This window comes from Achromobacter sp. 2789STDY5608615 (genome assembly GCF_001298995.1).
In the GTDB taxonomy this organism is placed as follows: domain Bacteria; phylum Pseudomonadota; class Gammaproteobacteria; order Burkholderiales; family Burkholderiaceae_B; genus Achromobacter; species Achromobacter insuavis.
Genome location: NZ_CYTY01000031.1, coordinates 17633 through 29558, shown reverse-complemented (window position 1 = coordinate 29558; position 11926 = coordinate 17633). Strand labels below are relative to the sequence as shown.

Annotated in this window: 13 protein-coding genes; 4 read left to right on the top strand and 9 right to left on the bottom strand. The window is 65.6% G+C overall.

The window, feature by feature from the left end; translation table 11 throughout:
* Positions 1-789, top strand: a 789-nt coding sequence (locus AOZ49_RS23080; protein WP_054477955.1) for a dihydrodipicolinate synthase family protein, incomplete at its 5' end; no start/stop codon positions are given.
* Here the strand turns inward: AOZ49_RS23080 and AOZ49_RS23075 are convergent.
* From AOZ49_RS23075 to icd, 4 genes are all read right to left on the bottom strand, one after another.
* The gene (locus AOZ49_RS23075; protein WP_054432995.1) at positions 767-2311 is read right to left on the bottom strand and encodes a methyl-accepting chemotaxis protein; all 1545 of its coding nucleotides are present in this window, start codon (positions 2309-2311) and stop codon (positions 767-769) included. The two genes, AOZ49_RS23080 and AOZ49_RS23075, sit on opposite strands and share 23 nt — an antisense overlap.
* 246 nt (positions 2312-2557) lie before the next feature.
* Positions 2558-3829: an O-antigen ligase family protein gene (locus AOZ49_RS23070; protein WP_054477989.1), complete on the bottom strand. Its 1272-nt coding sequence runs from the start codon at positions 3827-3829 to the stop codon at positions 2558-2560.
* Between the two features lie 130 nt (positions 3830-3959).
* Positions 3960-4937: a glycosyltransferase family 9 protein gene (locus AOZ49_RS23065; RefSeq protein ID WP_054432993.1), complete on the bottom strand. Its 978-nt coding sequence runs from the start codon at positions 4935-4937 to the stop codon at positions 3960-3962.
* A gap of 258 nt (positions 4938-5195) precedes the next feature.
* Positions 5196-6452 carry an NADP-dependent isocitrate dehydrogenase gene (gene icd / locus AOZ49_RS23060; protein WP_006393232.1) on the bottom strand — a complete coding sequence of 419 codons (1257 nt, stop codon included), beginning with the start codon at positions 6450-6452 and terminating at the stop codon, positions 5196-5198.
* Between the two features lie 205 nt (positions 6453-6657).
* On the opposite strand from icd, the gene AOZ49_RS23055 reads away from it, so the two are divergent.
* Positions 6658-7083 carry a DUF1841 family protein gene (locus AOZ49_RS23055; RefSeq protein ID WP_054432991.1) on the top strand — a complete coding sequence of 142 codons (426 nt, stop codon included), beginning with the start codon at positions 6658-6660 and terminating at the stop codon, positions 7081-7083.
* Positions 7084-7160: 77 nt separating this feature from the next.
* On the opposite strand, the gene AOZ49_RS23050 is transcribed toward AOZ49_RS23055, so the two are convergent.
* Both AOZ49_RS23050 and AOZ49_RS23045 read right to left on the bottom strand, forming a co-directional pair.
* Positions 7161-7523, bottom strand: a complete 363-nt coding sequence (locus AOZ49_RS23050) for a c-type cytochrome (RefSeq protein WP_006393230.1) — start codon at positions 7521-7523, stop codon at positions 7161-7163.
* A gap of 14 nt (positions 7524-7537) precedes the next feature.
* Positions 7538-7891, bottom strand: coding sequence for a c-type cytochrome (locus AOZ49_RS23045; RefSeq protein ID WP_035360031.1), 354 nt, complete (start codon positions 7889-7891; stop codon positions 7538-7540).
* Positions 7892-8069: 178 nt separating this feature from the next.
* Between AOZ49_RS23045 and AOZ49_RS23040 the strand changes: the two genes are divergently transcribed.
* Both AOZ49_RS23040 and AOZ49_RS23035 read left to right on the top strand, forming a co-directional pair.
* Positions 8070-8951 (top strand): AAA family ATPase, encoded by an 882-nt coding sequence (locus AOZ49_RS23040; RefSeq protein ID WP_006393228.1) that lies wholly within the window; start codon positions 8070-8072, stop codon positions 8949-8951.
* Positions 8952-8973: 22 nt separating this feature from the next.
* A complete protein-coding gene (locus tag AOZ49_RS23035; protein WP_054477953.1) occupies positions 8974-10146 on the top strand; it encodes a vWA domain-containing protein in 1173 nt (390 codons plus the stop codon).
* A gap of 41 nt (positions 10147-10187) precedes the next feature.
* Here the strand turns inward: AOZ49_RS23035 and AOZ49_RS23030 are convergent, their stop codons facing one another.
* The 3 genes from AOZ49_RS23030 to AOZ49_RS23020 form a co-directional block, all read right to left on the bottom strand.
* Complete coding sequence (locus AOZ49_RS23030) at positions 10188-10745, bottom strand: GNAT family N-acetyltransferase (protein ID WP_054432984.1); 558 nt, start codon at positions 10743-10745, stop codon at positions 10188-10190.
* 92 nt (positions 10746-10837) lie between these two features.
* Complete coding sequence (locus tag AOZ49_RS23025; RefSeq protein WP_006393225.1) at positions 10838-11218, bottom strand: hypothetical protein; 381 nt, start codon at positions 11216-11218, stop codon at positions 10838-10840.
* A gap of 294 nt (positions 11219-11512) precedes the next feature.
* Positions 11513-11926, bottom strand: a 414-nt coding sequence (locus AOZ49_RS23020) for a GNAT family N-acetyltransferase (RefSeq protein ID WP_054477950.1), incomplete at its 5' end; no start/stop codon positions are given.

Genomic DNA, 11926 nt, shown 5'->3' with positions numbered 1-11926 from the left:
CGCAACGCCGGCGTGGCCGGCCTGGTGCTGTTCGGCTCCACCGGCGAAGGCAACCTGCTCTCCATTCCCGAGAAGATCGAGATGATCGAGGCCATCCGCCGCGATCCGCACGCCCTGCCGCTGGTGTTCGGCGCGGGCGGCGTCGACACGCGCGGCGTGGCCGCCGCCATCCGCCGCCTGGACAAGTACGCGCCCGCCGGCTACCTGGTGCCCCCGCCCTACTACCTGGGCCCGTCGCAGCAGGGCATCCTGTGGCATTACCGGCAGATCGCCTGGGCCACCGAGCGTCCCATCATTCTCTACAACATTCCCAAGCGGGCCGGCGTCACCATGACGGTCGAAACCATGGAATCGCTGGCGCTGCTGCCCAATTTCCGCGCCGTCAAGGAATGCAATCCACCGGTGCTGATGGCGCTGAATGCGCGCGGACACCTGGCGGCCCTCTGCGGCGAGGACATGGCGCTGCTCGACCATTTCCTGGCGGGCGGGCGCGGCGCCATTCCGGCGGCCGCCCACCTGTTCCCCGAACGCTTCGTCGAAGTGATGCAGCTGGCGCGCGACGGCCACGCCGAAGCGGCGCGCGAATTGTTCGAGCCGCTGCGCGGCCTGATCCGCGTGCTGTTCGCCGAACCCAACCCGGCGCCGATCAAGCGCGCGCTGGCCCTGCAAGGCCTGATCGCCGACGAACTGCGCCTGCCCATGACCAGCGCCAGCCGCGAGCTGACCCCGCGCCTGCAGCGGGCCATGAGCGTGGTGCAGGGCTCGCCTAGTAGGCTGCAGACAGCTTGAACACCGCCACCGCGCGCGCCAGGTCGTCGGCCTGATCGTGCAAGGTGGCGGCCGACGCCGCGAACTCCTCGACCAGCGCCGCATTCTGCTGCGTCACGCTGTCCAGGTGCGTCACCGCCTGGTTGATCTGTTCGATGCCGACGCTCTGCTCGGACGAGGCGGTGGCGATCTCGCCCATCAGCGGCGCGCTGCTCGCCGCCGACTGCAGCACGCTGCTCATGGTGGCGCTGGCCTGCTCGACCCGCTGGCTGCCGCGTTCGACCGAATCCGACGACGCCTCGATCAGCGTCTTGATTTCCTTGGCGGCGGTGGCCGAGCGCTGCGCCAGCGCCCGCACCTCGCCCGCCACCACCGCGAACCCGCGCCCCTGCTCGCCGGCGCGCGCGGCCTCCACCGCGGCATTGAGCGCCAGGATGTTGGTCTGGAACGCGATTTCGTCGATCAGTCGGATGATCTCGTCGATCCGCTGCGAGCTCTGCGAGATCTCGCGCATCGCGTCGATCGCGTGCTGGGTTTCTTCGCTGCCCTGCCGCGCCAGTTGCGCCGACTGGCCGGCCAGCGAACTGACCTCGCGCACGTGGTCGGCGCTCTGCTTGGCGGTGGCCGTGATCTGCTCGACGCTGGCCGCGGTCTGCTCCAGCGCGGCCGCCTGTTTCTCGGTGCGGTCGTGCAGGTCCATGCTGCCCGCGGCGATCTGGCGCGAAGCCGCCGCGATCGAACCGGTGGAATGCACGATGGTGCGCACCGCCACATCCAGCCGTTCCTGCATCAAGGCCATGGCGTCAAACAGCCGGCCGATCTCGCCGCGATGGTGGCGCGAGATGATGCTGGACAGATCGCCTTGCGCCACCCGCTCACAGACCGCCACCGCCTCGTCCAGCGGACGGATGATGTGGGAACGGAAGAACCGCAGCGCCGCCGCCAGCAGCGCCACCAGCAGCGCCAGCGTCACGCCGCCCTGGCGCCACAGCGTCGCGCGAAAAGCCGCATCGACGTCGTCCACGTACAGGCCGGTGAACATCAGCCACCCCCATTCCGGGTCGTAGACGGCGTAGCTGGCCTTGGGCAGCGCCTCCTCGGCCCCCGGCCGCGGAAAGTGATACTGGACGAAGCCGCCGCCCGCCTTGCCCTGCGCGTAGAGATTCTCGAAGATCGGCAGACCGTCACTGTCCGTGACCGCGCGCACATTGGTGCCGGTCATCTTGGCGTCGGGATGCACCAGCAGCGTATAGCTGTCGTCGAACACGCCGACATAGCCGTCCGCGCCATAGCGCAGCTGCGCCAGGCGCTGCGCCACGTTACGCTTGGCCTGCTCGGGCGACAGGTGCTCGTCGAGGGCGCGCTGCTTGCCATTGCGCACGATGCCGGCGGCCAGGTCCAGCACATTGCGCAGTTCCGTCTTGCGCTCTGCCAGCATCTCGGCGCGCCGTTCCCAGGCATCCCATCCCCCCAAGGCCAGCACCGCGACCCCGATCGCGAGCACGAACCACAGCAGCTCCCTGCGCAAGCTTGAATTCTTCATAGACCCTCTTTCTCCATGCCCACCCGCGTCCGAAACCAAAGACGGCGAAATGTGACGATTTATCTATTGCGTCTGATCAGAATAAGGGGGAGCGACAGGGTTTTCACCGACGAGAGGGGGCTGGCTTGATCTACGTCAAGCCCGGCGGGCATTTGGATGCGCCACGCGCGCGCGAAAAAAAAGCAAGGCCGCCGGGGCCTTGCTTTTCAGGATGACGGCGCGGCCGCGACGGGCCGTCCGGATCCGCTATCGTTTCGCCGCGAGGCGCTGCTGCGCCAGCCCGGTGCGGGCCGAGGTCAAGGCATACAGCACCACCACCGTCAACGCATAGATCGGCACGCTGCGCATGTTGCGGAACATCATTTCCGACAGGCTGAAGACGAAGTAGCCCAGGCAGAACAGCATGCCGATCTGCGAGCCCACGTGCACCACGGGGTCGTCGCTGGCGGAACGGCGCCAGAAGACCGCGGCGGGGATCAGGTACAGCGCCAGGATGCTGAGCAGCCCCAGCAGGCCATAACCCGCCAGCGCCCCGAGCATGTCATTGTGGGGTTCGCCGTAATCGGTCGAGACCAGCTCGGTCACGATGCCCTGCTTCTGCAGCTTGACCAGTTCCGGCCGGAAGTTGGGCACGCCCACCCCCACCAGCGGGCTTTCCCGGAACATCAGCCAGGAGGCCTTCCAGAGCTGGATGCGAATGCCCACCGAGGTGTCACGGTCATGCTGCTCATAGCGGCTCACGTCCGACACCATGTTCTTCCAGCGGCTTTCCTTGCTGTTCCAGGACAGCACTGCCCCCACCGCCATCACCACGACCAAGGCCGCCACGAAGATGAGCTTGGTACGGCGTTGCCACTGCCGTTTGGTCAACAGGTAGGCCAGGCCGAACACCAGCAGAAGCGCCCAGCTGCTGCGCGTCTGTGAAACCCAGACGCCATACAGGCTGACCGGCACCGCGGCGATCTTGAGGGCGGCTTCCAGCCTGGGCCAGGGCGACAAGCGCCAGGGCAGCGTCAGCAAGGAGGCGAAGCCAAACAAGATCGTCAAGTCGGCGAATGCCACCGCGTTGTAGCGGCCGCCATACTCGGACACCGCGCCACGGCCCAGGCTGGGTTCGTAGATGATGTACACCAGCATGAGCGACCCGGCAAAAGCGCCGAACAACAGGCTCCACTGCACTTGCTGCAACCAGTTGCGGGGCACGCGCAACAGCATCCAACAGACGGGCACCGCGAGGGCGAAACGCAGCAGCTTTTCAATTTCGGAAGAGCTCCAGACGCCCAGGTAGCTGCTGCTGATCAGCATCGCGACGAGCGGCGCCATCAGCGCCACGGCCATCGCCGACATCTCCTTCAGCGCGAAAGGTTCCCGGTGCTGGACAAGATTGGCCGCCATTGCCACCAGCGCGATCAATGCAGTCAGGTAGAGGATGGCGGGCCCCCCCACGGCACTGGTCAGTGCCAAGGCGGGGATCAGCAGTGTCAGGAACGCGACACCGCGCAGGCATGGAATGGACATCATGGGATTCAGTTCAGCCTTTGGCAGGACCAGTGATACTTTAGGGGAGAGAATTGGCGGACGCGGCAGGCTATGACACGTTATGCGGATCCGGCAGGCCATCCCGCGAAACCGTCGCGCAGGGTCGGAGTCAAGAACGGACGACCTTTGCAGCCGCCATGGATTTTTTGTAGTCCCGCGTCAGGCTTTCAAACGCCGACATGACGCTGCCCGGCCGCAGCCACTCGCGCCACAGGCGGTCACGCCAGCGGCCTCCGGGAATATAGACGGGATACGCGATGCGCGACATCGACCAGCCCGGACGCCAGGCCTTGGTCCGGGTGGGCCGGCCGGTCAACGTCAAGGTTGGCACGCCGACGCTGGAGGCCAGATGGCCAATGCCGGACTCGTTACCGATGAACCAGCCACATTCGTGGATGAATGCGGCCACGTCGGCCAGGGAGGGGGACTGCTGGATCGCCAGGCCGGCCTCGGTCAGGCAGGTCCATCCGGCGCGCTCATGAGGCGCCAGGATGAAGACAGGCTCATAGCCCTGGCGCTGCAGGCGCAACCCCAGTTCGACGAAATGCCGCGGCGCCCAGCAACGCTGCGCCCCGGTGGACGACGGATGCACCGCAACCCTTTTGTCGAACGCGCGATGCCGCCCCGCCATCGGTGGACGCAGGCCGATATCGGTGCCCGCCAGCGACAACCCCAGCGCATCGCGGCAATAGTCCCGGATCTGGTTGAGCTTGATGAACCCCTTGCCGGTGATCACCACGTGGGCGTCGTAATAGAAATAGGACGCGGCACAATCATGCAGGGCGTATGGCCAGCCGACGTGCATCTGCGCCGCGCAATCGTAGTCGGCCAGCACCGCCGACGCCTGCTCCTGCGGCAGTGACGGCCGGATATCCATGCCGGGAAACCAGCTGCGCAGGCCGTAGGCGAAATCGCCAAAGACCGTGACCTGGCGCCCGTGCGCGACCAGGTTGAACGCCATGGTCATCATCAACAGCGTGTCGCCCAGCCTCGGGGCCATCAATAGCGCTACCCGCCCGGCATCGCGCAGGCTGCGGACGCACGCCGAAGCATCATAGGGCGGCATATTGGGAGCGGGTTGGGCCATGTCTAGGAAATATCAGCGGAACCGGGTCAGCAAAACTGAGCCAAGAGTATCAGCGGTGGAGGGAAAAATGCAGCATTGCTGAACATATAAATTATACCGCCGTAACAATAACAATTTGATTCGTTTTGTCTTGTGTTGGTATACGAGGCGCTAAGGAATTCCCTTATTTCCGATATAGATCTTCACATGGACCGCCGTAAAAAAGCCCGCGAGCCTTGCGGCTTACGGGCTTTTCAAAGACTCACCGATAAGGCCCGGTCACATATTCTCGATCATCACCTGCCCGAAACCGGAGCACGACACCTGCGTCGCGCCCTCCAGCAGCCGGGCGAAGTCATACGTGACCTTCTTCGACAGGATCGACTTCTCCATGCTGGAGATGATCAGGTCGGCCGCCTCGGTCCAGCCCATGTGGCGCAGCATCATTTCCGCCGACAGGATTTCCGAGCCCGGGTTGACGTAGTCCTTGCCCGCGTACTTCGGCGCCGTGCCGTGGGTGGCCTCGAACATCGCGACCGAATCGGACAGGTTGGCGCCCGGGGCGATGCCGATGCCGCCCACCTGCGCGGCCAGCGCGTCGGAGATGTAGTCGCCGTTCAGGTTCAGGGTGGCGATGACGTCGTATTCGGCCGGGCGCAGCAGGATCTGCTGCAGGAACGCGTCGGCGATGACGTCCTTGACGATGATCTCGCGGCCGGTCTTGGGGTTCTTGAACTTGCACCACGGGCCGCCGTCGATCAGCTGCGCGCCGAATTCCTTCTGCAGCAACGCATAGCCCCAGTCACGGAAGCCGCCTTCCGTGAACTTCATGATGTTGCCCTTGTGCACCAGGGTCAGCGACGTGCGGTCATTGTCGATGACGTACTGCGCCGCCTTGCGCACCAGGCGCTCGGTGCCCTCGCGCGACACCGGCTTGATGCCGATCGACGAGGTGTTCGGGAAACGGATCTTCTTGACGCCGAGCTTGGTCTGCAGGAACTGGATCAGCTCCTTGGCCTGCTCGCTGTCGGCCATGTATTCGATGCCGGCGTAGATGTCTTCCGAGTTCTCGCGGAAGATCACCATGTTGGTCTTTTCGGGTTCGCGCACCGGCGAGGGCACGCCCTTGAAATACGCCACCGGGCGCAGGCAGACGTACAGGTCCAGCTGCTGGCGCAAGGCCACGTTGAGCGAACGGATGCCGCCGCCCACCGGCGTGGTCAGGGGGCCCTTGATCGAGACCACGTAGTCCTTGACCACGTCCAGGGTCTCGTCGGGCAGCCAGACGTCCGGGCCGTAGACCTTGGTGGCCTTCTCGCCGGCGTAGACCTCCATCCAGTGGATCTTGCGCTTGCCGCCATAGGCCTTCTGCACGGCGGCGTCCACCACCTTGATCATGACGGGCGTGATGTCGGCGCCGGTGCCGTCACCCTCGATGTAGGGCACGATGGGCTGATCCGGCACATTCAGCGAGAAATCAGCGTTGACCGTGATCTTCTGGCCCCCAGCGGGCACCTTGATATGTTGATAGGACATGAATGCTCCATTTGCTCCGAGTGGTTTTTCTGCACGCGCGCCGCATCGGCTGGCGTGTGGTCCGCGGGCCGCGCGGCCCTGGCGAAACGCACACTGGATAGCGGATAGCAACCAATTCTATATCGCATTGCGGCCCGCGGGCGGGCGGCGCCCCGGCGGGCGGTAAAATAAAGCCCTCTCTGGCCAGCATGGCATCCGTCTGACAATGTTCAACCCTTCCCGCGACCAAGTCCGCGAATTCTTCATCGAAACCTGGCGCAAGCACCGCGCCAACGAGGTCCTGACCCCGCTGGAGGCCATGGCCCTGGACTGGATCATCGAGCATCCGGAATACCACGCCGATCTCGAAAGCCCCGAGGCCATGACCGCCGAATACGCGGTGGAAAAGGGCCGCACCAACCCGTTCCTGCACCTGTCGATGCATCTGGCCATCGCCGAGCAGCTGTCGATCGACCATCCGCCCGGCATCCGCAGCGCCTACCAGCGCCTGGTGGCGCGCAGCGACGCGCACCAGGCCGCGCACGAGATCATGGAGTGCCTGGGCCGGGTCGTCTGGGAAGCGCAGCGCCTGGGCACCCCGCTGGACAGCGATACCTACATCGACCTGATCCGCCAGCGCGCCGAACGCTAGCCCCTGGCGCGACACGAACGCCCAAGAAAAAACCCTCGGTCTCCCGAGGGTTTTTTGCATGCGGCCGGACCGTCGCGCTATTTGCGCACGCCCAGGTCGCTGGGCTGGGCCGACAGCCACGCCGCCACGTTGCTGATGTCCTGGTCGGACAGCTGGGTGGCGAAGGCGCCCATGATGGGGTTCTTGCGCACGTTGGCCGTGGCCGCGCTGCCCGAGGCGCCGCGGCGATAGGCCTTGAGCGCATGCACCAGGTAGTCGGCGTGCTGGCCGGCCAGCGTCGGATAGGCCGGGTCCACCGCCGTCTTGGCGTCGGCGCCGTGGCATGAGGCGCAATTGAATTTGTCGAAGACGGCCTTGCCGGCCGCCAGATCCTGGGCCTGGGCAGTCGCGCCCGAAATGGCCAGCGTCGCGCCCGCGAGGGCAAGCATGATGCGGTTCATGTGATTGCCCCCGGTTATTTCAGGTTCGAGTAGTAAGCGGCCAGGTCGGCGATGTCCTGGTCGGACAGGCTGCCGGCAATGGCATCCATCGTGGGATGGCTGCGCGCGCCTTTCTTGTACTCGTTGAGGGCGGTCTCGATGTACTTGGCGTTCTGGCCAGCAATCATCGGTACGTGATAAAGCTCGGGGAAGGTCGCCTTGTAGCCTTCGATGCCATGGCAACCGATGCACATGGAAACCTTGTCACGGGCATTCTGGACATTACCGACCGGCGCTGCATCCGCAGCTACTGCCTGGCCGGCGATCGCACAGGATGCCAATGCGGCCAGCAGGGAAACCGAGTACTTCAGAGAGAATCGCAACTTCATTGGGATGGCTCTTCTTGGTATGGCTTGAGGACTAGGGCCTGCTCACACGGAAAGGCCCCCGGCAAACACGTTGCGGGTCGAACCCAACTGCAAAACCGCCTGATTGTACGATAATTGTCTAGGATTAATACCCGAAAATGGCCTTGATCCCCATCAACCCTGAGAAGTCCGCTGATCCATGTCCGCTGCCCAGACCGCTCCTTCCGCACCGCACGCACGCTTCGATGGCACCGACCGATACGTCGCCACCGATGACCTCAAGCTCGCCGTCAACGCCGCGCTGACGCTGCAGCGCCCGCTGCTGATCAAGGGCGAACCCGGCACCGGCAAGACCATGCTGGCCGAGGAAGTGGCGCGCGCGCTGGACCGTCCTTTGCTGCAGTGGCACATCAAGTCCACCACCAAGGCGCATCAGGGTCTTTACGAATACGACGCGGTGTCGCGCCTGCGCGACTCGCAGCTCGGCGACGAGAAAGTCCGCGACATCCGCAACTACATCGTGCAGGGCACGCTGTGGCAGGCCTTCGACGCCGAGCAGCCGGTGGTGGTGCTGATCGACGAGATCGACAAGGCCGACATCGAATTCCCCAACGACCTGCTGCGCGAACTCGACCGCATGGAATTCCATGTGTACGAAACGCGCCAGACCATCGCCGCGCGCCATCGGCCGCTGGTCATCATCACCTCCAACAACGAGAAGGACCTGCCCGACGCCTTCCTGCGCCGCTGCTTCTTCCACTACATCCGCTTCCCCGACCGCGACACCATGCGCGACATCGTCGCGGTGCACTTCCCCGAACTCAAGCAGGACGTGCTGCGCGCCGCGCTCGACACCTTCTTCAGCCTGCGCGACGCGCCCGGCCTGAAGAAAAAACCGTCGACGTCCGAACTGCTGGACTGGCTGCGCCTGCTGCTGGCCGAGGACGTCAGCGCGGCGCAGATCGACGCGCACACCGCGACCGCGGTGCCGCTGATGGCCGGCGCGCTGCTCAAGAACGAACAGGACGTGCATCTGCTGGAGCGGCTCGCCGCCATGACCCGCGGCACGCCGCGCCGCTGACGCATCCTTCACGGCGCCTGCCATGCTGATCGACTTCTTCTACCACCTGCGGGCGCACAAGCTGCCGGTCTCGGTGCAGGAATACCTGACGCTGGTGGACGCGCTGCGCCAGGACGTCATGACGCCCACGCTGGACGACTTCTACTTCCTGGCGCGCACCGCGCTGGTCAAGGACGAATCGCTCTACGACCGCTACGACAAGGCCTTCGGCGCCTACTACAAGGGCATCGAGGCCGCGCTGCCGGCCGGCAAGGACATCCCGCTGGACTGGCTCATCAAGCAGTTCGAGAAGAGCCTGTCGCCGGAGGAAAAGGCCGCCATCGAGAAGCACGGCTGGGACAAGCTGATGGAGCTCTTCAAGGAGCGCATGGAAGAGCAGAAGGAACGCCACGCCGGCGGCAGCAAGTGGATCGGCACCGGCGGCACCTCGCCCTTCGGCAACGGCGGCTACCATCCCGAGGGCATCCGCGTCGGCGGCCAGTCGGCCGGCAACCGCAGCGCGGTCAAGGTCTGGGACATGCGCCAGTTCAAGGACTACGACGACCAGGTCGAGCTGGGCACGCGCAATTTCAAGGTCGCGCTGCGCCGCCTGCGGCGTTTCGCGCGCGAAGGCGCCGAACTCGAACTGGACCTGGACGACACCATCGCCAGCACCGCGCGCAACGCCGGCCACCTGGACCTGCGCATGGTCCCGGAGCGCCACAACACGGTCAAGGTGCTGATGCTGCTGGACGTCGGCGGCAGCATGGACGACCACATCGGCCGCGTCGAGGAACTGTTCTCCGCGGCCCGCAGCGAGTTCCGCAATCTCGAGGTCTACTACTTCCACAACTGCCCCTACGAGAGCCTGTGGCAGAGCAACCGTCGGCGCCAGAACGAACGCTTCGACACCTGGGACGTGCTGCGCAAGTACAACCCCGACTGGCGCCTGATCATCGTCGGCGACGCCACCATGAGTCCCTACGAGATCCTGCAGCCGGGCGGCTCGGTCGAGCACTACAACAAGGAACCCGGCGCGCAGTGGATGCGCCGGCTGCTGGACGCCTGGCCCAAGTCGGTGTGGCTCAATCCCGAGCCCACCGCGTCATGGCAGTACCGCCAGTCGATCGCGCTGATGCGCGACATCATGCAGGACCGCATGTACCCCGTGACGGTCGCGGGGCTGGAACAGGCGATGCGGGTGCTGTCGAAGTAAGGCGCCAGCCGCGCGCCGCGGCGCCGTTGCGGCGACGCGCGTCAGCCATCGACCGGCCGCGCCGGCGTGTCCAGCGTCAGCTGGTAGAACGCCAGGTCGAGCCAGCGGCCGAACTTGAAGCCAGCCTCGCGGATGGTGCCGGCGTGCGCGAATCCCAGCTTCTCATGCAGCTTGATGCTGCCCTGGTTGGCCGCGTCGATGCCGCCGATCATCACGTGCACCTGGTTGGCGCGGGCGCGCTCGATCAGCACGCGCATCAGCGCCTCGCCCAGCCCCTGCCCGCGGAAACGGCCGTCGACATACACGGAATGCTCGACCGAATACTTGTAGGCCGGCCAGGCGCGGAACGTGCCGTAGCTGGCGAACGCCATCAGCTCGCCCGCCGCGTTCTCGAACCCCACCACCGGGAAACCGCCGCCCGCCTTGGCCTGGAACCAGCCCAGCATCGCCTCGCGCGGGCGCGGCTTGTAGTCGTACAGCGCGGTCGAGGTGACGATGGCCTCGTTGAAGATGGCCAGGATCTGGTCCGCATGGCGTTCATGCGTGCAATCGACCAGGATGGCGCCGCGCGGGGCGCCGTTGTCAGCGTGCGTAGTCATGGCGCGGATTGTAGCGAGCCGCCCTGACCGCCAGATAAAAAAAACCGGCGATGTCGCCGGTTCAGTGAGGGGACTGCCGCTTCTGGCCACTCTCAGGCGGCGCGGCTCTCCACAGATCGGTTGGCGCTGCCGGCCATGCTGCGCATCCCCGGGCACTGGCGCCAGGACAGTTCGTCCGCATCCATGTCCAGGTCGAACAGGTCATTGGCCGCGGGCCACGGATGCTGGCGCGCCTCGGCGCCCTCCATCTCGAGCACATGCCCGGCAAAGCCTCGCGGCGATCCTCCGCACTCGGCGAAATAGCGCTGGGCGCGCAGGTCCACCACATAGGTGGTCATGTCATGGGTCAGTATGGCCACGAATTGGCCGTCATCACTGGCATAAGCGTACTGAAACTGCCCTTTGATGCGGTCGCCGCTCATGGGGCTGCCGGTCAATTGGGACAAGGCACGCGTGACGATCTCGGTCAGCATGGGTCGTTCCTCCGAAAGATGCGCCGGCAGGATGCCGGCGGCGAAGGCGCGAACAACAAGCACCGTCGTCGCCCGTGGGGCGCGAGGCGCAATCCGGCATGCGGCCGGTCTGCGACCCGGCGGGGCGGCGGCTGGCGTTGGACGGGAAACCTGTAGACGGCTGTCGCGCATCCCGTCGACAACAGCAACTACGTTCCGCAAAGCTTACACCCGCGCCCGCCCCGATCTCAAATCGGCCGCGCCACGCCAGGATGTTGCAACGCAACATTCCGGCATGGCGCGGCCTGCCGACGCTTATGCCGCCGCGAACGGCCCCATGCCTGCGCCTGCGTCACCATTTTTCTGCGCATGCCAGGCCTCGCGCGCCAGCCGGTACAGCACGTGCGTCTTCAAGGGATGGCCGTCCGGCACCGCCGGATGCTCGAAGCGCTGCGTATCCTCACGCATGCCCAGGCGCCGCATCACCGCGCGCGACGGCGCGTTTTCCGGCACCGTGAACGCCACGATCTCGGGCGCGCCGACCTGTTCGAACCCCACCCGCAGCGCGGCCTGCGCCGCCTCGCTGGCATAGCCCCTGCCCCAATAGGGCGCCGCCAGGCGCCAGCCGATTTCCACGCCCGGCGCGAAGGGCAGCGTCGGCGCCAGCGCCTTGATGCCGACGAATCCGATGAACGGCGCCACGCCGGGCGCTTCCACCGCCCAGAAACC